Genomic DNA, 20,380 nt, shown 5'->3' with positions numbered 1-20,380 from the left:
CGGCCGAGATCGCCGACGGGCGGTCCGCGGAGCAACTACGGGCGTGCCGATCCCGGTTGTCCTGATCTCGATCACGTGATCGACGGCCCCTCCTTCACAGGCAACCCACAGACTCCGCGTTCCGTCCTCCGGGGGCGAGAGGCTCCCGGGACGGCCGGGACGCCCGAGGTCGGGGGTACGAGGAGGATCAGTGGTCCGTGCCCGGCACATATGGGTGACCGCCGCCGCGTTGCTCGCGGTGGCGGGGGCATCCCCAGGGGCGGCAGTCGCCCAAGGCCGACCACCGGCGCATACGGCCGAGTTGGTGGCATCGGGTGAGGGCACGCTGCCACCGGGCTGGCGGATCGCCGGCGGGCGGTCGCAGGCGCAGCTGGTGTGGCGGTCGGACCGGCCGGTGCCGATGGGTGACGCCAGGGTCGAATTCCGGTCGGACGGGCGCCTGTTGGGAGTCCCGCAGTCGAGCGGGGACGGCCACAGCTTCCGGCTGCCGCTGGACGGGCAGCGCGCCGGCGATCTGCACGGACTGCAAGTCTGGTCCGGCGGACGGCGGTTGGACTCGCGCAGGACGACCGGGGACACATCGGCGGCCGAGCCTCCCGCCCCGCTGTCCGCGAACCCCGTCGACCCGGGCAAGCCCGGCTCGTACCGGACCAGGACGGGCGAGTACAGCCTCACGTCGGTGAAGCTGCCCGGCCTTTCAGCGCCGGTGGAGATGCGCGGAGTGGTCGTCGCCCCCGTGGGCGCGCCGGGCGAGCGGCCGCTCGCGCTGTTCCTGCACGGCCGCCACTACACCTGCTACCAGGGCAAGCAGACCAGCGGCGACTGGCCCTGCAAGACCGGCTGGAAGCCGGTGCCCAGCCACCGCGGCTATCTGCGCGACCAGCAACTCCTGGCATCCCAGGGCTATGTGACCGTCTCGATCTCCGCGGACGGCATCAACGGCCAGGACTTCGCGGCCGAGGACGGCGGCGCCCAGGCCCGCTCCTCGCTGGTGCGGCTGCACCTGGCCCGGTGGGCCGACTGGGCCGCGCACCCCGAGACCGCTCCGGCCGTCGTACGCCGGTCACCGCGCGCCGATGTGTCCCGGGTGCTGCTCGTCGGGCACTCGCGGGGCGGCGAGGGCGTCAACCGGGCGGCCCTGGACAGCCTCTACCCGCCGCCGGCCGACCAGGACGGCTATCACGGCCCGGTCCGCTGGTCCGTCCGCGGCATGGTGCTGATCGGTCCCACGGTCTTCGGTCAGAACCCGGTGCCCGACGTGCCGTCGGTGACGGTCCTGCCCGGCTGCGACGGGGACGTCTCCGACCTGCAGGGCGAGGTGTACGTCGACGGGACCCGCGCGGTCAGCGACGGCAGCGCGCTGCACAGCGCCGTGTACGTCATCGGCGCCGACCACAACTTCTTCAACTCCGAGTGGACGCCCGGCAGGTCCGCGGCGCCCTCGGAGGACGACTTCTCCGACGACCCGCAGCACCCGGACCCCGTGTGCGGCAAGCGCGCGGCGACCCGGCTCACCGCCGACCAGCAGCACCGGGCCGGCTCGACGTACATCGCCGCCGCCGCGCGGCTGTTCCTGGCCGGTGACGACCGGGTACGGCCGCTGCTGGACGGCTCCGGGAAACGGGCGCCGTCGGCGGATCCGGCGCGCGTCCTGAGCCATGCGGTGGGGGCGCGCCGAGGGGCCGGGTTCCTGCCGGACGGCGGGGTGTCGGTGACGGGCGCCCGGCTGTGCGACGCGGTGAACCCCAGCCCGGGCGAGGCGTGTCTGGACAGGCGCGCGGCGGGCGCCTCGCCACACTTCGCGCCGTGGGAGACCGACCGGGAGACGGGCCGGCACACGATCGCGCTGCGCTGGACGCGCACCGGTGCCCTTGCCCGGGTGAGCACCTCGCACCCGGTGTCGCTGAAGGGCTCCGAGGCGCTGGCGCTGCGGCTGTTCGTGCCGCCGAACTCCCGGGGCACCCAGCTGGATGTGTCCCTCACCGACACCGCCGGCCGGAAGGTGACGCTGGGCCGGGTGCGGGCCGACGGACTGCCCGGCAGCGGGCGCACCGCGTCGTACTGGGCGCGCGAGTTCCGGGTGCCGCTGACTGCGGCCACGCGCGGGCGGTTCGCGCTCGGCTCGGTGAAGTCCCTTGAACTGACGTCGCGTTCGGCGGCCGGGCAGGCCTGGCTGATGGACGCGTGGGGCTGGCGGCCGGGGACACCGGCGGTGCGGGCGGCCGCGCTGCCCCGCGTGGACATCGGCCGGATGACGGTCGCCGAAGGCGACTCGGGTGTGCGCACCTACCGCGTTCCGGTCCAGGTGACCGGCCACGGCAGCGGACAGGTCCGGGTGTACGTCGTCGACCCGGCCACCGGCACGGCGAAGGACCGGCTGGTGACGGTGCGTCCGGGCGGTCACGACATCGACGTACCGGTCGAGGTGAAGGGCAACACGCGCTACGGCCCCGATGTGTCGCACGACGTCCTGGTCAAGGCGGTGCACGGGGCGGTCGTCGGCTCCTACCGGGGCGGGATCACGGTCCACGACGACGATCCGGCGCCGACGATGACCGTCACACCGGTCGCCGACCGGGTCACCGAGGGGAAGTCCCTGACGTGGCGGCTGTCGCTGTCGCAGGCGGTGGACGTGGGCATGAGCGCGATGTTCACCGCGGTGCCGCCCGGCACCGGTCCGGAGCTGTCCACGAAGGACGTCTCGGCGCGCTGGCTTCAGGAGACCGCCGGAGTGAAGCCCGATCCGGAGCGTCCGCTGTCAAAGGCCGGGATCTACCTGTGGGTGGACGTCCCTGCGGGGAAGACGAGCGTGGACATCACCGTGCCCACGGTCAAGGACAAGGTGAAGGAACCGGCCGAGTCGGTGCGGTTCCAGCAGACCGACATGAACACCGGTGAGCCGAAGGACGGCGGGCTGGTGCTGACCGGGTCGGTGCTGGACGCGTCGTAGCAGCTCCTCTGTCCGGGTGGCCCTCGCCGCGGTCAGTCCGTGAGGGTCACCCGGATCCCGACCGTGCCGTCCAGGCCGCGCCGCAGCCGGCTGCCGAGCAGGGTGAGGCGGCCGAGGATGCCGTACTTGCGGGTGATCAGGCCCCGGTAGCGGGCGGTGGTGGCCGCGTCGGCGATCGCGGCGGTGGCCGGCAGCTGGTCGCCGGTGGGGTTGCCGCGCAGGTCGCAGGGGCCGACGAGAACGTCGGGGCGGCGCCGGATCCGCTTGACCTTGAAACTGTCGGCGGCCGTCCAGACCCCGAGGGTGTCCCCGTCCCGGACCACCCACACCGGGGTGGCGACCGGGGCGCCGTTCTTGCGATAGCTGGTCACCAGCAGATATTTGCCGGAGCCGAGTCGGTCCAGCCGTGTGTCGTCCATGCCCGGCAGTCTAGGAGCCACCCGGTGCGGGCAGGGCCGCCGCCATCCGCCGGACGCCCTCGGTGAGGATCTCCGGCGAGGTCGCCAGGTTCAGCCGTACGTGCCCAGCGCCGCCGGTGCCGAACGGCAGACCGGAGTTGACGGCGACCCGGCCGCGGTCCAGGAAGACCTGCGCGGGATCGTCGCCGAGGCCGAGGGCACGGCAGTCGAGCCAGGCCAGATAGGTGGCCTCGGCCGGGTGGAGGCGGAGCGCGGGCAGGTGCTCGGCGAGGAGGGCGGCGAGCAGGCGCCGGTTGGTGTCGAGGCCGGTCAGCAGGGCGTCCAGCCAGCCGGTGCCGTCGCGCAGGGCGGCCGTGTGGGCGATGACGCCGAGGTGGCTGGGGCCGTGGCTGACCTCCTCGGGCATCCGGTCGAGGTCGGCGGCGGCCTTCGGTCCGGCAAGGGCGAGGGCGGCCTTGAGGCCGGCCAGGTTCCAGCCCTTGGAGGCGGACATCAGGGACAGGCCGCGCTCGGCGCCGGGCACGCTCAGATACGGCACGAAGGGCACGCCAGGGGCGACGAGCGGGGCGTGGATCTCGTCCGCGACGACCCGAACGCCGTACCGCTCGGCGAGGGCTGCGACGGCGGCCAGCTCCTGCGCGGTGTGGACGGTGCCGGTGGGGTTGTGCGGGCTGCACAGCAGGAAGGCGGCGCGGCCGGTGGAGGCGGTCGCCACCCGGAACGTCTCCTCCAGGGCGGCCGGATCGAGGCGCAGCCCGGCACCGAGCGGGGCCTCGACCACCTTGCGGTCCATGTGGCCGATGAACTGGAAGAACGGCGGGTACACCGGCGGGTTGACGATCACCGGATCGCCGGGCCCGGTGACCAGTTTGATCATCTCGACCACACCGAGCATCACGTCAGGAACGATCGCGGTGCGCTCGATCGCGATCCCGTCCCAGACCCAGCGGTCGGCGGCGAACGCGGCCAGCGCCTCGGCATAGGCGCTGCCGGCAGGGTACCCGGTGTCGCCGAGGGCGAGCGCGTCGGTGACGGCACGGACCACCGGTTCGGCGAGGGGGACATCCATCTCGGCCACCCACAGCGGCAGCACGTCCTCGGGATAGGTGCGCCACTTCATGCTCGTACGGCGGCGCAGCCGCTCCAGGTCGAGGGCGCGCAGCGGGTCCGGACAGCCAGAGGAGTCGTGCGGGGTGCCGGTCATGGGGCTCACGATAGGCGGCCGGGGCAGGAGAGGGAACGGCGGAGGACCGGGGTGCCCGGCAATGATCAACTCGTGCGTCCGGATTGCGTCTTGAGCGGTGTGAACGCGCCGCCCGTCCGGCCTTTCTCCGGCCTCTCGTCCTGCTCTTCTCAGGCATCCAGGAGCTGACCCACGTGACCGTCAACCCGGCAGCCACCGACGACGTGGCCGCGTCGCTGCGCAGCCGCATCGACACCAGTCAGCCGCACACCGCCCGGATCTGTAACTACTGACTCGCCGGCAAGGACACCTACGAGGTCGACCGCGCGGCCGACGGCCGGATACGCCAACTGCACCCGGGCATCGGGGAGTACGCGCGCGCCGACCGGCTCTTCCTCGGCCGTGCCGTGCGCCGTCTGGTCGCCGAGGCGGGGTTCCGGCAGTTCCTGGACGAGACGGTGACATTCTGAAACGAGAACGGCCCCGCAGCCGACCCAGCGCACGCCCGAGGCCGTGGCCCGGTTCTTCGATGGCCTCGACCTGCTGGAACCGGGTGTGGTGTCGTGCTCGCGCCGGCGCCCGGAGCACCCGCACGGGGCCGAGCCGGAGGAGGTCGCCATGTACGGCGGGGTGGCCCGCAAGGGCTGAGCCGGCGCCGGAACGCCGGGGCAGCCGAACGGCCGGGCGGGGTTGCCGTGGCGACCGCACGCCCGGGTGGGTTGCCGGGGCGTACGCTCCGGGCGGGGTTGCGGGGCGTGCGCTCCGGGCGGGGTTGCGGTGGCGGCGGAACGTCCCTCACCCGCAGGGCGGCGCCGATTCCGCTGAACGCCGGGGCCGTGACTCCCGTATGGGAGTGCGGCCCCCCGATGAGCCGGGGGTCTCGCGCTGCCGGTACGGGCGGTGCGCGTTCGGGTTCGGCTTCGGGAGCCATGCATGCGGCACGCACGACGACGCATCGTCCGGCGAGTGACACGCCTGGCGGCGGTCGGCGGACTCCTTCTGGGGGGCGCGATGGTCACCCAGGCGGCCATGGCGAGCGAGACACCTCCGGCCGCCGTGAGAGCCCTGGCCGCCCCCACCGGTACCGGGGACACCGGCGCCGCGCTGGTGGCGCGGCTCGGCACGGCACGTACGGCGGGCAGCTGGATCGGCGCCGACGGGCGGCCGGTGGTGGCGGTGACCGACGACGCGGCGGCACTGGCGGTGCGCGGCGCGGGGGCCGAGGCCAAGGTCGTCGCGCACAGCATGGACGAGCTCAAGTCGGCCACGGCCGCGCTGCGTTCGGCACCCCGGGTGGCGGGCACCGCGTGGGCGGTGGACTACCGGACCAACCAGGTCATGGTGAGCGCGGACAGCACGGTCTCCCGGGACGACTGGTCCCGGATGAGCCATCTGACCGCGAAAATAGGCGACTTCGTGCGGATGGAGCGTACGAAGGGCACCTTCACCACACGGCTGAACGGCGCCCAGCCGATCCTGTCGACCGGCGGCCGCTGCTCGGCGGGGTTCAACGTGACCGACGGGCAGAGCGCCTTCATCCTCACCGCCGGGCACTGCGGTCCGGCCGGATCCACCTGGTTCGCCGACAACCAGGGCAACCGGCAGCTGGGGCAGACGGTGAGCAGCACCTTCCCCGGCAACGACTTCTCGCTCGTGAAGTACGCCTCCGGCACGGCCGGTGACGGCGCCGACGTCGTCGCGATCGGCGGCGGCAACGGGGTGCGGATCACGGGGGCGGCCGATGCGCAGGTGGGGCAGCGGGTGTTCCGCAGCGGCAGCACCAGCGGTCTGCACGACGGGACGGTCACCGCGCTGAACGCCACCGTCAACTACCCCGAGGGCACGGTCACCGGGCTCATCCAGACGAATGTGTGTGCCGAGCCCGGCGACAGCGGCGGCCCGCTGTTCTCCGACGGCATCGCGCTCGGTGTCACCTCGGGCGGCAGCGGGGACTGCACGGCGGGCGGGACGACGTTCTTCCAGCCGGTCACGAAGGCGATGGCGGCGTTGAACGTCAAGCTCATCGTGTCGGCCCAGAGCGCCGCCGCCCAGAACGCCCGGAACGCCCAGAACTCCGGCGGCACCGCCCAGAGCGCCGCTCCCTCCCCCGCGGCCACGCAGGCCGCGATCGCGCCGAGCGCGGTCTCGCCGGGCTCGGCGGCGCCGGTGTCCGGCGGCCAGAACGAAACGCTGCTGGCCCGGCTGACGGACACCCGGAACATCGGTCCGGGGCTGCTGGTCATCGCGGGCAGTCTGATCGCGCTCGTCGCCACCCGATACATCCGAGCCGAGCAGGACCGCAAGGCCTATCAGCGGTACTACTCGGCGACCTGGGGCTGACGAGACGGCGGTTACGGCGGTTACGGCGGTTACGGCGGTTTACGGCGGTTACGACAAGGGCACCCGTGCGGTCACGGGTGCCCTGGAGGTTACGGCGCGGTCCGCGCGAGGCCGGTCAGGCCGCTCGCTGCGATCGCGGGGCCGCGGCGGCCCACTCCATCACGAGGCGCTGGTACTGCGCGCGCTGCTCGGTGGTCAGTGTCCCGCCCGACCGGCGCCACAGGGCCCTGATCTCCTCGTTGACCTCCGCGGCCGATCGCTCGGGGGCGGCTTCAACAGTGGTGGACATGCTGTGAAGCATATGCCGACCGGCGTGAAGGCGTTGTGAGTAAGTGCACTCGATGCGGACATTTCGGACCGTGTTACTCATCACGTCAATCTGTCAATCCGCGTACGGGAGTTCACACTCTCCCCTCACCCAGTACGAGCACCTGGATCGCCAGTACGGCGGCGCCGCGCGCCCAGTCGTGGAAGTCGGAGACCTTCGTCTCCAGGTCCACGGCATCGGCGAGCGGGTGGCGGTGGGCGCGGACGGTCTCGTGGACCGTGGCCCCAGCCACATCCATGAGTCCGACCCCCTCGCCGGCGAGCAGGATCTTCTGCGGCAGGGCGAAGTTGGCGATCTGGGCGATCAGGGTGCCGAGCGCGCGGGCGGCCTCGCCGACGACCCGGGCGGCCATGGGCTCGCCCGCGGCGGCACCGGCGAGGATCTCCGCGTAGGAGGTGTCGCGGCCGGTCGCGGCGCGGATCTGGTATTCGATGCTCGGAACGGTGAGCAAGGACACGGCGCTGCCGCGCGCGCCGTCCGGGGTGAGCGGGCCGTACGGGTCGATGATCCAGTGCCGGCCGGGACCGCGGCCCTCTTCCGCGAACGGCACGCGCCGGCCGCCGAGCACCAGTCCGTAGCCGATGCCGGCGCCGATGGTCAGCAGCGCGAAGCGGTCGAGGCCACGGCCCGCGCCGAACCAGGTCTCCGCCTCGGTCAGGGCGGCGACGTCGTTCTCCACGACGACCGGCAGCCCGGTCCGGTCCCGGACCAGTGCGGCGAGTGGCACGTCCCGCCAGCCGAGGAACGGCGACTCCTCGACCACCGCGCGCTCCCGCACCAGACCGCCGACGCCGATCCCGATACCGGCCGCGGCGGGGCGCCCCTCGGCGAGCTCGGCGGACAGTGCGGCGACCACGTCGGCGACGGCGGCCGGGGCGTGCGTGGTCAGCGGCCGCTCCAGGCGGGCGGTGACCTCACTGCGCAGCGTGGTGACGACGCCGTAGACCATGTCGCCGGTGACCTTGAAGCCGAGGAAGGAGCGGGCGTCGGCCACCACCCCGAGCGGCTGCGAAGGGCGGCCCTGGCGCGCCTGAGCCGCCCCTGTCTCGGGGGTCTCCACCAGCAGCCCGGATTCGATCAGCGGCTTGGTCAGCCGGGTGAGACTGCCCTGGGAGAGCCCGAGACGCCGGGCCAGCTCGGTGCGCGACAGCGGACCGTGTACGAGCACCTCGATCGCCACGGAGCGCTCCGCCGGGCTCAGCGGCAGCCAGCTGGTCATTTTCTTCCTCCTCACAAGTAACTAGGACATCCTATTGCGCGCAGAGCATGCCGCAGAAGCTTCCATCCGCCTCTTGACGGGCATATTCTTCCGCAACAAAAGTAATGGGCATGACTTTCTCTCTCGGCATCGTCGGCGCCGGACAGTTCTCCGGTCAGTTCGCCGCACTGTTCCAGGCCCATCCCGGCGTCCGTGACGTGTATGTCACCGACCTGCTCCCCGAGCGGGCCGAGCGGCTCGCCACCGCGCAGGGTCTCGCCGGCACCTTCCCCTCGTACGAGGCCATGCTGGAGTCGGCCGCGGTCGACGCGGTCGCGGTCTTCACCCAGCGCTGGACGCACGGCCCGCTGGTCCTCCAGGGCCTCGGCGCCGGCAAGCACGTGTACTCCGCGGTACCCATGGCCGTCACCACCGAGGAGATCGCCGCGATCATCGACGCGGTCCGGGCCACCGGGCTGACGTACATGATGGGCGAGACCAGCCAGTACAACCCGGCGACCGTGCACGCCCGCAACCAGATCGCCGAAGGCGCCTTCGGCCGCCTCTTCTACGCCGAGGGCGACTACGTCCACGACATGGACCTCGGCTTCTACGACGCCTACAAGTACAGCGGCGGCGACGGCTGGAAGGCGACCGCCAGCTATCCGCCGCTGCTGTACCCGACGCACTCGGTGGGCGGGGTGCTCGGGGCCTGGCGGACGCACGCGGTGAGCGTGTCGGCGATCGGAGTGCGGGACGATCGCGGCGACGGCGTTTTCGACCGATCGGTCAGCCAGTTCGACAACGACGTGTCCAACGCGACCGCTCTGTTCGAGGTGGCGGGCGGCGGATCGTTCCGTACGAACGAGTTCCGGCGGGTCGGCTACCCCTCGCACATCCGCGAGTCCCGGTTCCGGTTCTTCGGCACCGAGGCCAGCATGGAGCAGCTGGCGACGGTGGCGCTGTGGCAGGACAAGAACGGGGTGAAGGACATCAGCGAGCTGCTGGAGCCCAAGGCGACGCTGTCCCCCGACGACCCCTCGCTGGCCCATGTCGCGCCCGAACTGCGGGCCGCCTTCACCTCCGGTTCGGCCCCGGTGCACGACCGGGCCCGGCTGCCGCGGGAGTTCGACCACCTCCACAACGGCCACGAGGGCAGCCACCACTTCCTCGTGGACGACTTCGTCACCGCCGTCACCACCCGTTCGCTTCCGCCGGTGAACGCGTGGACGGCCGCCCGCTACACCCTGCCGGGCATCATCGCGCACGAATCGGCCCGGCAGGGCGGGGTACGGCTCGCGATCCCCGACTTCGGGGACGCGCCCGAGGCGTGACGTCCCGGGCGGCGACGGCTCAGGTGCCCGGCTTGCGGCCGTACACGAAGACGTCGTCGCCCGTCCTCAGCAGCGACCAGTACGACGCGGCGTCCTTGGTCGTCATGTTGACGCAGCCGTGCGAACCCGGCGGGTTCCACATGCTCAGACCGACCGAATGGAAGGCCTGGCCGCCGTCGAAGAACTGGCTGTAGGGCATCGGCACGTTGTAGACGGTCGACACGTGGTGGAGGTCCCGCCAGTAGATCTTCTTCAGACCGGTGCGGGTGACAAAGCCCTTGCGGCCGGTGCGGACGGGCACCGGACCGTAGACGAGCTTCCTGCCGTCCTGGATCCAGCTGAGCTGGAGCGTGAGGTTCACGCAGGCGATCCGGCCCTTGTTCACAGGGCATCGGCCGTCCTTGTTCGGGTTGTTCCCGACGGCCTTCTGCTTGTTCATCAGGTCCATCACGCCCCAGGTGACCGATCCGGCGTAGCCGATCGCGGGCGTGATGCCGTGCTTGTTCTGGAAGGCCTGGATGGCCCTGCAGGCGGCGGCGGACTGCCTGCCGTCGACGGGCCGGCCGAGGAACTTCTCCACCTGCTTCTGATACGGCCCCGTCTGCGTGGTACAGCTCGCTGCCTGGGCCGGCGCCGCGGTGAGGGCGAGCGTGAGCGGCGCCACCAGTCCTGTGACGCCCAGCGCTACGACGCCGCGTCTGCGTATGTCCCCCATAGGTCTCCCCTTCTCCCCTTGTTCTCCCCATGGCACCCGGGGCATGCCCCCGGTGCTGTGTACGCGCTTCCCCGGATGTCGGACTGCTAGACCTGCGCGGGGGCCTGGGGGTTGTGGTTCCGGTCAGGCTGTGACGAAACGATGAACTTCGCCCCATGCACCCGGTCCACTTTCCCCGAATTGGACCGGGCATCCGGCTCCCCCGACGATCTACGCTCCGGCACATGCATCCCACCCTCACCGACGATCTCTCCCGGCTCCCCGAAATCCTGCAGTCCGCCCGCGACGTGGCCGCCCGTGAAGTGGCCGGGATCGGCGAGCGGCCGGTCGCCGTCGCCGGGCCGGCACCCGACGCCGCTCGGCTGCCGGAGAACGGCGCCGGCGCGGACGCGGCGCTCGCGTCCTTCGCCGAGCGGTGGGCGCCCGGGTTCTCCGGGTCCGCCGGACCCCGGTATCTCGGGTTCGTCACCGGGGGTGCGACGCCCGCGTCGGTCGCCGGGGACTGGCTGACGTCCGCGCTGGACCAGAACGTGTCGGGGGCGAGCGGTTCCTGGGCCCAGGAACTGGAGCGGGAGACCGTGGCCTGGCTGCGCGAGCTGTTCGGGCTGGGCGAGGAGCACAGCGGGGCGTTCGTGACGGGGGCCACCGCCTCCAACACGGTCGGGCTGGCGATCGGCCGGGAGTGGATCGGCGAGCGGCTGGGCGTGGACGTCTTCCGGGCGGGTGCGGCCGCGCTGGGCCCGGTCGACGTGCTCTCCGGCAGCCCGCACTCCAGCATCACGAAGGCGATGTCGGTGCTGGGCATCGGCCGGGACCGGCTGCGCCCGGTGCCACTGCTGCCCGGCAACCGGGAGGCGGTGAACGTGGCCGCGCTGGAGTCGGCGCTCGCCGGGCGCGAGGGCCGGCCGGCGATCGTCGTCGCCAACGCGGGCACCGTGAACACCGTCGACTTCGACGATCTGCGGGCGATCGCGGCGCTGAAGGAGCGGTACGCCTTCTGGCTGCACGTGGACGCCGCTTTCGGCGGCTTCGCCGCGCTCTCCCCCGACCTCGCCGGCCTGGTCGACGGACTCGACGCTGCCGACTCGGTCTGCGTGGACCTGCACAAGTGGCTCAACGTCCCCTACGACGCGGCCGTACAGTTCACCCGGCGGCGCGACCTTCAGGTGAAGGTGTTCCACAACGCGTCGCCGTATCTGGGCCTGCCCGACGACGAGCCCGACTTCCTGCATCTGACGCCGGAGAACTCGCGGCGGCTGCGCGCACTGCCCGCGTGGTTCTCGCTGGTGGCCTACGGTCGCGCCGGGCACCGGGAGATCGTGGAGCGGAACGTGGCCCTCGCCCGCCGGCTCGGCGCGGGCATCGAGGCGCTGCCGGGGCTGCGGCTGCTGGCACCGGTCCGGCTCAACGTCGTCTGCTTCACCCTCGCCGAGGATCCCTCGCCGGAGCGGGTCGCGGCGCTGGCCCGGGCGGTCGAGGCGTCCGGGGAGGCGTATGTGACGCCGACCGTGTACGGCGAAGTGCCCGGTCTGCGGGCCGCATTCAGCAACTGGCGCACCACCGGCGCCGACACCGAGCGCGTGCTGGCGGCGCTGGCGAAAGCCTCGGGGTGACCTTCGGACGAGGTGGCGGCCGTGCGGAAGCCGGCGTGCGCGACGGCGGCCTCCACGGCCGCACGGCCGCCCTCCTCGGCGGGACCGGCTCACCGGTATCCGGTGGCGTCCGCAGGCCGGCCCGCTTCCTGCACCTCGACGAGGTAGCGCCAGGCGTCGGGACGGCTGCCGTCGAGGTCGGTGAAGCCGTACTCCCGCGCGAGTCCGCCGCTGGACAGCGACTGCCCGTTGAAGCGGGCCACGCCGGGATCGGCGGCCAGGGCGGCGACGGCGCGGCCGGCGAAGCGCGGGGTCTCGGAGATGACGAAGTGCGGTTCCTTCACGAGAGCGTCACGCCAGTTGTCCTCGCGCACCCCGTACAGGTCGAGCATCAGCTCCGAGCGGAGCCAGCCCGGGGTGAGCGCGACGGCGGTGGCGCCGCGCGGGCCCAGCTCGTGGCCGAGGGCGAAGGCCATGCGCAGCACGGAGGCCTTGGCGAGGTCGTAGAAGAGGTTCACGCGGTAGTTGTCGCGGTTGTACTCGGCGGTGCCGTCGGTGACCTCCACGACCAGCCCGCCGGGCCGGCGCAGCAGCAGGGGCAGCGCGTAGTGGCTGGTCACGGCGTGTGTCTCGACCCCCAGCCGGAGGAGCCGGAGCCCGCCCGCGAGGTCGTGCTCCCAGACCGGGGTGTCCCACTCGAAGAGTTTCTCCCCGCCCCAGATGTCGTTGACGAGGACGTCGAGGCGGTCCTGCTCGTCGGCGATCCGCTCCACCAGGGCCCGTACGGCCGCGTGGTCCAGGTGGTCGACGGGTACGGCGATGCCCTGTCCGCCCGCCGCGGTGACGAGGTCGGCGGTGTCCTCGATCGTCTCGGGGCGGTCGTACTCCGAGCGCCGGGCGCGGGTGCTGCGGCCGGTGACGTAGACGGTGGCGCCGGCCGCGCCGAGTTCCACGGCGATGCCGCGTCCGGCCCCCCGGGTCGCCCCGGCGACCAGCGCCACCTTGCCCTGCAGCGGTCCTGACATGTCCGGCCTCCTGTGCGGTACGACTGCGGTACGACTGCTGTCGTCCCCACTCTCACGGGAAAGCCGGACACCTTCTGTCGGTATTGGCAGCGGATTCAGGTGCGAAGTCGCTCGTCCAGCTCCGCCGCGTCCGCGACGAACCAGAGCTGGCCGCCCTGGTTGGACTCGTACACGAAGTCCCGCAGGGCGTCGCTCGTCGCGACGTGGGCCGAGATGTCGCCGAGGACGGCAAGCCGCAGCCGGTAGTTCACGAACTTCTGCACGACGTCGCCGGCGACACCGGAGCGTAGTCGGAAGAAGTCGTCCGATATCCGCTCCACGGGCACCGCGACCAGCTCCGCCTCCTGGCCGAAGGCGTCGCCGATCAGGTCCAGTGCCGCGCGCTCGCCGTCCAGGAGCGGGCCGTCGGGTGCGCAGCGCAGGACGCGGGTGCCGTGCAGGGTCTCCAGCGTGTTCGGGTGCGTGGTCATGATCGTGATCGTACGGGCCTACCGACTTCGGCCGTACCGGGTTTCAGTGCCCGCGCTTGATCCACTCCTCCAGGTGGGGTGCCTCGGCGCCGATGGTCGTGGAGTCGCCGTGCCCGGTGAGGACCTTGGTCTGCGGGGGCAGGGTGAGGAGCTTGTCGCGGATGGAGTCGATGATCGTCGGGAAGTGGGAGTAGGAGCGTCCGGTGGCGCCGGGGCCGCCCTGGAAGAGGGTGTCGCCGGTGAAGACGACACCGAGTCCGGGGTCGTGGAGGCAGACCGCGCCGGGGGCGTGGCCCGGGGTGTGGAGCACGGTGAGGTCGGCGCCGGCCGCCTCGATGACCTGACCGTCGAGAAGAGGCCGGTCGGGGTCGCGGTGCGGGTGGGTCTGCTTCCACAGCGGCAGGTCGTCGGGGTGCAGCCAGATGACGGCGCCGGTGAGGTCGGCGAGGGCGGGGGCCGCGTCGATGTGGTCGTTGTGGGCGTGGGTGCACACGATCGCGGTGAGCCGGCGGTCGCCCACGGCATGGGCGATGGCTTCCGCGTCGTGGGCGGCATCGATGACGACGGCCTCGTGGTCGTCGCCGACGATCCAGACGTTGTTCTCGACGTCCCAGGTGCCGCCGTCGAGGGTGAACTGGCCGGAGGTGACGAGGCGTTCGATGCGGGCGGTCATCACAGCACCACCACCGAGCGCAGCACGTCGCCGTGGTGCATCCGCTCGAACGCCTTCTCCACCTCGTCCAGTTGGATCGTCTCGGTGACGAACGCGTCGAGCGGCAGCCGCCCTTGCAGGTGCAGGTCGATCAGCATGGGGAAGTCCCGGGAGGGCAGACAGTCGCCGTACCAGGAGGACTTCAGGGCGCCGCCGCGGCCGAAGACGTCCAGCAGGGGCAGTTCGAGCTTCATCTCGGGGGTGGGCACGCCGACGAGGACGACCGTGCCGGCGAGGTCGCGGGCGTAGAAGGCCTGGCGGTACGTCTCCGGGCGGCCGACGGCCTCGATGACGACGTCGGCGCCGAAGCCGCCGGTCAGCTCGCGGATCGCCTCGACCGGGTCCGTGTCCCTGGAGTTGACGGTGTGGGTGGCGCCCAGGGTGCGGGCCTTGTCCAGCTTGCGGTCGTCGATGTCGACGGCGATGATCTTCGCCGCGCCGGCGAGGCGCGCCCCCGCCACGGCCGCGTCGCCGACACCGCCGCAGCCGATGACGGCGACGGAGTCGCCCCGGCCGACGCCTCCTGTGTTGATGGCGGCGCCGATGCCGGCCATGACACCGCAGCCCAGCAGGCCGGCGACCGCCGGGGAGACGGCCGGGTCAACCTTGGTGCACTGGCCGGCGGCGACGAGCGTCTTCTCGGCGAACGCACCGATGCCGAGCGCCGGGGACAGCTCCGTGCCGTCGGTGAGGGTCATCTTCTGCTTGGCGTTGTGGGTGTTGAAGCAGTACCAGGGCCGCCCGCGCAGACAGGCCCGGCACTGGCCGCACACGGCACGCCAGTTGAGGATGACGAAGTCACCGGGTGCCACGTCGGTGACACCCTCGCCGACGGACTCCACGACGCCGGCGGCCTCGTGGCCGAGGAGGAAGGGGAAGTCGTCCGAGATGCCGCCCTGCTTGTAGTGCAGGTCGGTGTGGCAGACACCGCAGGCCTGGACGCGCACCACGGCCTCGCCGGGTCCCGGGTCCGGCACCACGATCGTCTCGACCCGTACGGGCTCGTCCTTCCCCGGTGCGATCACACCGCGGACTTCCTGCGCCATGGCCTGGCCCTTTCTGTCGATTGCCTTCGCCGCCGACCCTACGCGTGACCGCTCGGTAGCGGGACGGACCACGGCGGTGAGCGTGGATCTTTCCGGCCGCCGCCGGCCTCCGTCAGGTTTCCGGCTCGTCGAGGAAGTGGCTGTCGTGCCTCAGCTGGAACGCCCTCCGTGCCCGCGGGGCGCGTCCGGCGAGAACAGGTCGGACGTGACAGCCGTACCGGACGAACCGCATTCCTGCTTCCCGGTGTTCGCCGAGAGGCCGGACGACATCCGCGCCCGCCTCGACCCGTATCTCCAACTCCCGCCGACCTGTGTGATGTCCGCGGTCAACGGCACCCGCAGGAGTCGTACTGGATGTGGTCTGCGGGGAGGGGACCCGGCGGACGGCCGCCGCGTACGCCGCGGGCGTGTTCTCCCCGGCGGACGTCCGCCACGCCGTCGGCACCCTGGCCCGGCTCCTGGACGGGCTGCCCGACCCGGCACCGGGCCGTCCCGGCATGGACGGCGTCCTCGGCGCACGGCCGGACACGCGCCACCCTGCACCCGCGCACCTCGTGCCGGCCGCTCGTCTGCGACGGCAGCGCCCGCCCGGTGGGCGCCGATGCCGCCGAGCCGGAGCTCTGGGTACGGCGCACACCGCCGCGGTTCGCGGACACGGCCTGCGTGCTGCACCGCGCCGGGGTCCGCACCTGGTCGAACTCGGGCCGGGCGATCTGCTCGTCCGCCTGCTCCCCGGCTGTCTGCCGGACGGCACGGTCTCGGCGTTCGCGCTGTCCCGGGGCCGGGCGACACTGCGGGTGGGGCCGCCGGGCGCGGGGTCCGGGAAGGTCACCCCGTGCGGGCCGCGCTCGGGAGGGTCAGGCAGACGTGAGGGCCGCCCCCATCGGGACGGCCCTCGGCGTGTCCCGGTCGGAACGGCGCTCACGGCGCCCCGGCCGGGACGGTCCGGCCGGGACGGTCCGCGGATCTGCGGGCGGGTCAGGCCTCGACAGCCGGCAGCAGGCCCGTCACGGGGGCCGCGAGGTCGGTGACCTGGTGCAGCTCGTACAGCTGGTTCAGCTTGCTCACCTGGTTCAGCGCGTGCATCTGCTCGGAGACGCGCGGGACCTGGGCCTTGTGCGCGGCGGGGATGTCGCTGACGGTGAGCGAGTCGAGCACGCCCATGGGACTGATCTGCCCGAGGGGCGCTGCGCTCGCGTCGGCCGCGTTCGCCATCGGGGCGGCGAGGGCCGTGACCCCGGCGGCGAGGCCGAGGGCGGCGACGATACGTCGTGTTGAGATCATGCCTTCAGCAACGGCCCCGGCCCCCGGCCGGACACGGGCGGCGGCCCGCGCTCACTCGTGAGGCGGAGCCCATCGGCTGCGCTTGCCGCGGCCGCCCGGCCGGAGGAGTCTCGAAGGGTGAGGCCCGCGCGGTCCGCTCCTCGCCGGGCCGCGGGCGCCTGAAGGAGGTCACCATGGGCACCGCGTCAGGTTCCGCCTTCGACACCGAGACACTGCGCCGGGCCGTCGAAGGGAACACCGGCAACTCCCTGCTCGCGCTCTACACCGACGACGCGGACATCCGTATCGTCGACCACAACCACCAGCCCAGCCACCCCACGGTCCTGCACGGCCGGGGCCAGATCGCCGAGTTGCTGGACGACATCTACAGCCGCGACATGACACACAAGCTGGGCCACTGCGTCGTCCAGGGTGATCATGTCGCCTTTACCGAGACCTGCCAGTACGGCGACGGCACCCGTGTCCTCGCCGAGTCGATGCTCACGCTGCGCGACGGCAAGATCGCCGACCAGCTGATCATCCAGGCCTGGGACGAGTAGGCGCACCCCGGCATGACAGGCGCCGGAAGGAGAAGTGCGAGGGTCCAGGTCACCTCCAGGCTGACCTGGACCTTCTCTGCCCACGCGAGCTTGGGCGGGCTGCGGCTGCGGTCGGTGCGGTCGATGCTGGGGGCCGCGTGCCCGCACCCGGTGCGCTCGGCGCGCTCGGTGCTGCGAGCGGCGCGCCCACGCCCGCTGCCGTGCGCCCGCAGGCCCCGGCGCCGCTGAGCCGCCCGGGACGGGGTCGTACGTGCGCTCGGCTACCCTGTACGCGGGCCGTGACTGGCGCTGAGGTGGAGTACCACCGGGGAGCGGCCTGTGGTGGATGCCGCGCGCCTGGGCGAGAGAGTCGATCCGCTCAGGAGTGTGCAGCATGACCCAGGCCCGTCTCATGGACGGCACCGCCCTCGCCCGCCGTATCGTCGAGGAGACCGCGAAGAAGGCCGCCGAGCTCACCGCGCGGACCGGCGTCGCCCCTTGTCTCGCGACCGTGCTGGTCGGCGAGGACCCGGCATCGGTGACCTACGTCCGGATGAAGCAGAACCGCTGTCGCACTGCGGGAATCGCCTCCCGTCACGTGGCGCTGCCCGCCGCCACGAGCACCGCCGAACTCGTGGGCACCCTGCGGGAGTTGTCCGCCGATCCGACGGTGCACGGCATCCTGCTGCAGCATCCGGTCGGCGACCATGTCGACGAGCGGGCCGCGTTCGAGGCGATCGCGCCCGAGAAGGACGTCGACGGGGTCACCTTCGCCTCCTTCGCCACGATGAGCTTCGGTCTGCCGGGCTTCGTCTCCTGCACGCCCGGCGGGATCATGCGGCTGCTGGACGAGTACGGCGTCGACCCCGCCGGGAAGCGGGCGGTGGTCGTGGGCCGCAGCGCGATCCTCGGCAAGCCGGTCGGCATGCTGCTGCTGGCGCGGGACGCGACCGTGACCTACTGCCACTCGCGCACCCGGGACCTGTCCGCGGCGGTCCGGGAGGCCGACATCGTCGTCGCCGCCGTCGGCCGGCCCCGGCTGATCCGCGGGCAGGACATCAAGCCCGGTGCGGTCGTGATCGACGCGGGCTACAACCCGGGCAACGTCGGCGACGTCGACTTCGACTCGGCCGTGGAGCGGGCCGCGCTGATCACTCCGGTGCCGGGTGGCGTCGGTCCGATGACCATCGCCACCCTGCTGGAGCAGACGGTCGCGGCCGCCGAGGCGACGGCCGCGTAGGGGGGCCCCGGCGGTCAGGTCCGGGACCACTTCTGGTTGTCCTGCCCGTTGCAGGTCCACAGGACCAGTGACGTGCCGTTGCCCGTGGCCGCGTTGTAGGCGTCCAGGCAGAGTCCGGCATGGACGTTGGTGAGCGTGCCGTCGGCGTTCAGTGTCCACTTCTGGTTGTCCTGGCCGTTGCAGTCCCAGATCACGACCTTGGTGCCGTCGGTGGTGCCGCGGTTGTAGGCGTCGAGGCACTTGTCGCCGTAGACCACCAGTTCCTTGCGGGAGGTGTACGTCCAGGCCTGGTTGGCGCCGCCGTTGCAGTCCCACAGCTCGGCCTGGGTGCCGTTGGTGATCGTGTTGTCGTAGATGTCCGCGCAGCGCCCGGACTGCTTGCCCACCAGCAGCGTGCCGTTCGTGTCCGGCAAGGAGCGGACGGTGAGGGCGCTCAGGGCCGGACCGCCGTTCACCGCAAGGGAGTTGGCGGCTCCCTTGGTGAGGTTCACCTGGACCGAGACCGTGCCCCGGGCGGAACCGGTCGGCGGGAAGGAGACCGCGGTGGCGGTCTGCCCGTCGACCCGGAGCGTGCCGGTGACGGGCGTGGAGCCGGTGTTGGTGTAGGCGATGTCGACGACGTCGAGTCCGGTGCTCGCCGCGCTCACCCCGGTGAACGTGCCGGTGGAGGTAGCCGGGTAGCCGCTGCTCGCCGCCTCGGTGCCGCTCACCTTGAGCATGACCGAGCCGCCCGCCGGGACGCTGGTGGTGTAACTCGTGGCGTACGAACCGAGGTTCGCCCGCGCCCAGAGGTCCCGCACGCTCGCCGTGGCGCCGGTCAGGCCGAGGTCGGACCAGCGGACGGTGATGTTCTGCGCGGCGGAGGTGCGGTTCAGCAGCACCACGGCCCGGTTGCCGGTGCCGGCCAGGACCTTGCCGTAGACCTGGAGTCCGGTGGTGTCCTCGGCGACCTTGACGCCCTGGAGGCCGCGCGGGTCCTGGTCGACGGCGACGACGTCCGGGTTCGTGAGGATCCCGGCGGTCTCGCTCGTCATCGTCGTCAGGTCGTTGCCGGCCAGCAGCGGGGCGCCGGAGATCGCCCACAGGGCCATGTGGGTGCGGTTCTGCGCGGCGGTGAAGCCCGGCATGCCGGTCATCAGCATGTCGGGGTCGTTGTAGTAGCCGGTGTGCTGGGCGGCCGGGTGCTGCGCCTGGTCGAAGTTGGACAGCATGTTCGCCTGGGAGGGCGCGTTGCCGTAGTAGATGATGTCCGTGCTGGTGCGCCACATGGTGGCGAGGCCGGGCGCCCAGTTCCAGGGGTTCTGCTTGCCCCAGTTGCACACGGAGAGGGTGAGCGGGCGGCCGGTGGCCGCGGTGGCGTTGGTGACGGCGGAGCTGATCGCCTGGTACGTCGTCGCCGCGTTCAGTCCCTCGGCGTCGCCGCCGCACCAGTCGACCTTGACGAAGTCGAAGCCCCACTTCGAGAACTGGAGCATGTCCTGGTCGTAGTGGCCTTCGCTGCCGGTGTTCGGGGCGGCGGGGCGGCCGGTCGGGTAGTAGTAGCCGCAGCCGTTCTTGCCGGCGTCGGTGTAGATGCCGGCCTTCAGGCCCTTGCTGTGGATGTAGTCGGCGATGGCGCTCATGCCGCCGGGCCACTCACCGGTGTCGACGGTGATGTTGCCGGCGCTGTCGCGGGTGCCCTGCCACCAGCCTTCGTCGATGTTGATGTACGTGTAGCCGGCGGCGGGAAGGCCTGCCGCGACGAACGCGTCGACCTGCTGCTTGATGACGTTGTAGTCGATCTTCGCGGCGAAGCTGTTCCAGGAGGCCCAGCCCATCGGCGCGGTGGGCACCGGGATCTGACGGGCCGTCGCCGCCTGGGCGGTGCCCGGCTGGGCGAAGAGCAGAGCGGCGGCCGCGGTCAGGGCCAGGACCATCGCGCGTACGGCGGTGGTTCTGCAGCGGCGTACGAAGCCTTCGGCGGTCGGACGGGGTGGGGGGTACATCGGCGCCTCCGCGTGCGGACGGATTCCACGCTGATCGACAC

At 72.2% G+C, this 20,380-nt stretch carries 18 protein-coding genes, 1 pseudogene and 1 riboswitch; of the genes and pseudogenes, 7 read left to right on the top strand and 12 right to left on the bottom strand.

Annotated features, from left to right (window positions below; all coding sequences use genetic code 11):
- Positions 1–190: 190 nt before the first annotated feature.
- Positions 191–2,950, top strand: coding sequence for a S9 family peptidase (locus LE548_RS16700; RefSeq protein WP_225097640.1), 2,760 nt, complete (start codon positions 191–193; stop codon positions 2,948–2,950).
- 32 nt (positions 2,951–2,982) lie between these two features.
- Here LE548_RS16700 and LE548_RS16695 read toward each other — a convergent pair whose 3' ends face one another.
- Both LE548_RS16695 and LE548_RS16690 read right to left on the bottom strand, forming a co-directional pair.
- Complete coding sequence (locus LE548_RS16695; protein WP_225097639.1) at positions 2,983–3,369, bottom strand: PPOX class F420-dependent oxidoreductase; 387 nt, start codon at positions 3,367–3,369, stop codon at positions 2,983–2,985.
- 10 nt (positions 3,370–3,379) lie between these two features.
- Positions 3,380–4,573, bottom strand: coding sequence for a MalY/PatB family protein (locus LE548_RS16690; protein WP_225097638.1), 1,194 nt, complete (start codon positions 4,571–4,573; stop codon positions 3,380–3,382).
- 173 nt (positions 4,574–4,746) lie between these two features.
- Here LE548_RS16690 and LE548_RS16685 point away from each other — a divergent pair.
- Both LE548_RS16685 and LE548_RS16680 read left to right on the top strand, forming a co-directional pair.
- Positions 4,747–5,200, top strand: a pseudogene (locus LE548_RS16685) (SAM-dependent methyltransferase).
- A gap of 285 nt (positions 5,201–5,485) precedes the next feature.
- Positions 5,486–6,892: a S1 family peptidase gene (locus LE548_RS16680; protein ID WP_225097637.1), complete on the top strand. Its 1,407-nt coding sequence runs from the start codon at positions 5,486–5,488 to the stop codon at positions 6,890–6,892.
- A 115-nt stretch (positions 6,893–7,007) separates the two neighbouring features.
- Here LE548_RS16680 and LE548_RS16675 read toward each other — a convergent pair whose 3' ends face one another.
- Together LE548_RS16675 and LE548_RS16670 are read right to left on the bottom strand one after the other, a co-directional pair.
- On the bottom strand, positions 7,008–7,193 hold the full coding sequence (locus LE548_RS16675; RefSeq protein ID WP_225097636.1) for a hypothetical protein: 186 nt from the start codon (positions 7,191–7,193) through the stop codon (positions 7,008–7,010).
- 100 nt (positions 7,194–7,293) lie between these two features.
- Positions 7,294–8,439, bottom strand: a complete 1,146-nt coding sequence (locus tag LE548_RS16670) for an ROK family transcriptional regulator (RefSeq protein WP_225097635.1) — start codon at positions 8,437–8,439, stop codon at positions 7,294–7,296.
- A 110-nt stretch (positions 8,440–8,549) separates the two neighbouring features.
- Between LE548_RS16670 and LE548_RS16665 the strand changes: the two genes are divergently transcribed.
- On the top strand, positions 8,550–9,752 hold the full coding sequence (locus LE548_RS16665; RefSeq protein WP_225097634.1) for a Gfo/Idh/MocA family protein: 1,203 nt from the start codon (positions 8,550–8,552) through the stop codon (positions 9,750–9,752).
- Positions 9,753–9,771: 19 nt separating this feature from the next.
- On the opposite strand, the gene LE548_RS16660 is transcribed toward LE548_RS16665, so the two are convergent.
- Entirely contained in the window at positions 9,772–10,467 is a 696-nt protein-coding gene (locus tag LE548_RS16660) for a L,D-transpeptidase (RefSeq protein ID WP_225097633.1), read from the bottom strand.
- Positions 10,468–10,691: 224 nt separating this feature from the next.
- Here LE548_RS16660 and LE548_RS16655 point away from each other — a divergent pair, with 224 nt between their 5' ends.
- Positions 10,692–12,080, top strand: coding sequence for a pyridoxal-dependent decarboxylase (locus LE548_RS16655; RefSeq protein WP_225097632.1), 1,389 nt, complete (start codon positions 10,692–10,694; stop codon positions 12,078–12,080).
- An 89-nt stretch (positions 12,081–12,169) separates the two neighbouring features.
- Here LE548_RS16655 and LE548_RS16650 read toward each other — a convergent pair whose 3' ends face one another.
- The 6 genes from LE548_RS16650 to LE548_RS16625 all read right to left on the bottom strand — a co-directional run bounded on the left by LE548_RS16650 (position 12,170) and on the right by LE548_RS16625 (position 16,596).
- A complete protein-coding gene (locus LE548_RS16650) occupies positions 12,170–13,084 on the bottom strand; it encodes an SDR family oxidoreductase (protein ID WP_225097631.1) in 915 nt (304 codons plus the stop codon).
- 95 nt (positions 13,085–13,179) lie between these two features.
- Complete coding sequence (locus LE548_RS16645) at positions 13,180–13,554, bottom strand: DUF4180 domain-containing protein (protein ID WP_225097630.1); 375 nt, start codon at positions 13,552–13,554, stop codon at positions 13,180–13,182.
- Between the two features lie 43 nt (positions 13,555–13,597).
- Positions 13,598–14,227, bottom strand: a complete 630-nt coding sequence (locus tag LE548_RS16640) for an MBL fold metallo-hydrolase (protein ID WP_225097629.1) — start codon at positions 14,225–14,227, stop codon at positions 13,598–13,600.
- Positions 14,227–15,312, bottom strand: coding sequence for an S-(hydroxymethyl)mycothiol dehydrogenase (locus tag LE548_RS16635; RefSeq protein ID WP_225097628.1), 1,086 nt, complete (start codon positions 15,310–15,312; stop codon positions 14,227–14,229). The genes LE548_RS16640 and LE548_RS16635 overlap by 1 nt, the downstream gene beginning before the upstream one ends.
- Before the next feature lie 326 nt (positions 15,313–15,638).
- On the bottom strand, positions 15,639–15,968 hold the full coding sequence (locus LE548_RS16630) for a hypothetical protein (protein WP_225097627.1): 330 nt from the start codon (positions 15,966–15,968) through the stop codon (positions 15,639–15,641).
- Positions 15,969–16,290: 322 nt separating this feature from the next.
- Positions 16,291–16,596: a hypothetical protein gene (locus LE548_RS16625; protein WP_225097626.1), complete on the bottom strand. Its 306-nt coding sequence runs from the start codon at positions 16,594–16,596 to the stop codon at positions 16,291–16,293.
- A 173-nt stretch (positions 16,597–16,769) separates the two neighbouring features.
- On the opposite strand from LE548_RS16625, the gene LE548_RS16620 reads away from it, so the two are divergent.
- Together LE548_RS16620 and LE548_RS16615 are read left to right on the top strand one after the other, a co-directional pair.
- On the top strand, positions 16,770–17,135 hold the full coding sequence (locus LE548_RS16620; RefSeq protein ID WP_225097625.1) for a nuclear transport factor 2 family protein: 366 nt from the start codon (positions 16,770–16,772) through the stop codon (positions 17,133–17,135).
- Between the two features lie 268 nt (positions 17,136–17,403).
- Positions 17,404–17,484: riboswitch (ZMP/ZTP riboswitch) on the top strand.
- Between the two features lie 24 nt (positions 17,485–17,508).
- The gene (locus tag LE548_RS16615; RefSeq protein WP_225097624.1) at positions 17,509–18,354 is read left to right on the top strand and encodes a bifunctional 5,10-methylenetetrahydrofolate dehydrogenase/5,10-methenyltetrahydrofolate cyclohydrolase; all 846 of its coding nucleotides are present in this window, start codon (positions 17,509–17,511) and stop codon (positions 18,352–18,354) included.
- A 14-nt stretch (positions 18,355–18,368) separates the two neighbouring features.
- Here LE548_RS16615 and LE548_RS16610 read toward each other — a convergent pair whose 3' ends face one another.
- Positions 18,369–20,339, bottom strand: a complete 1,971-nt coding sequence (locus LE548_RS16610; RefSeq protein WP_225097623.1) for a ricin-type beta-trefoil lectin domain protein — start codon at positions 20,337–20,339, stop codon at positions 18,369–18,371.
- Between the last annotated feature and the right edge of the window lie 41 nt (positions 20,340–20,380).

Source organism: Streptomyces sp. CoH27 (genome assembly GCF_020181035.1).
GTDB lineage: Bacteria > Actinomycetota > Actinomycetes > Streptomycetales > Streptomycetaceae > Streptomyces > Streptomyces camelliae.
The sequence above is the reverse complement of the archived record's forward strand: the minus strand, read 5'-3'. Positions and strand labels throughout refer to the sequence as shown.

Excerpts from the sequence above, each read along its gene's own strand:
- LE548_RS16665 (WP_225097634.1), top strand. The coding sequence starts at position 8,550 with ATGACTTTCTCTCTCGGCATCGTCGGCGCCGGACAGTTCTCCGGTCAG.
- LE548_RS16645 (WP_225097630.1), bottom strand. The coding sequence starts at position 13,554 with ATGACCACGCACCCGAACACGCTGGAGACCCTGCACGGCACCCGCGTC.
- LE548_RS16680 (WP_225097637.1), top strand. The coding sequence starts at position 5,486 with ATGCGGCACGCACGACGACGCATCGTCCGGCGAGTGACACGCCTGGCG.
- LE548_RS16660 (WP_225097633.1), bottom strand. The coding sequence starts at position 10,467 with ATGGGGGACATACGCAGACGCGGCGTCGTAGCGCTGGGCGTCACAGGA.
- LE548_RS16690 (WP_225097638.1), bottom strand. The coding sequence starts at position 4,573 with ATGACCGGCACCCCGCACGACTCCTCTGGCTGTCCGGACCCGCTGCGC.
- LE548_RS16675 (WP_225097636.1), bottom strand. The coding sequence starts at position 7,193 with ATGCTTCACAGCATGTCCACCACTGTTGAAGCCGCCCCCGAGCGATCG.
- LE548_RS16625 (WP_225097626.1), bottom strand. The coding sequence starts at position 16,596 with ATGATCTCAACACGACGTATCGTCGCCGCCCTCGGCCTCGCCGCCGGG.
- LE548_RS16620 (WP_225097625.1), top strand. The coding sequence starts at position 16,770 with ATGGGCACCGCGTCAGGTTCCGCCTTCGACACCGAGACACTGCGCCGG.
- LE548_RS16615 (WP_225097624.1), top strand. The coding sequence starts at position 17,509 with ATGACCCAGGCCCGTCTCATGGACGGCACCGCCCTCGCCCGCCGTATC.
- LE548_RS16610 (WP_225097623.1), bottom strand. The coding sequence starts at position 20,339 with ATGTACCCCCCACCCCGTCCGACCGCCGAAGGCTTCGTACGCCGCTGC.
- LE548_RS16635 (WP_225097628.1), bottom strand. The coding sequence starts at position 15,312 with ATGGCGCAGGAAGTCCGCGGTGTGATCGCACCGGGGAAGGACGAGCCC.
- LE548_RS16640 (WP_225097629.1), bottom strand. The coding sequence starts at position 14,227 with ATGACCGCCCGCATCGAACGCCTCGTCACCTCCGGCCAGTTCACCCTC.
- LE548_RS16650 (WP_225097631.1), bottom strand. The coding sequence starts at position 13,084 with ATGTCAGGACCGCTGCAGGGCAAGGTGGCGCTGGTCGCCGGGGCGACC.
- LE548_RS16670 (WP_225097635.1), bottom strand. The coding sequence starts at position 8,439 with ATGACCAGCTGGCTGCCGCTGAGCCCGGCGGAGCGCTCCGTGGCGATC.
- LE548_RS16655 (WP_225097632.1), top strand. The coding sequence starts at position 10,692 with ATGCATCCCACCCTCACCGACGATCTCTCCCGGCTCCCCGAAATCCTG.
- LE548_RS16695 (WP_225097639.1), bottom strand. The coding sequence starts at position 3,369 with ATGGACGACACACGGCTGGACCGACTCGGCTCCGGCAAATATCTGCTG.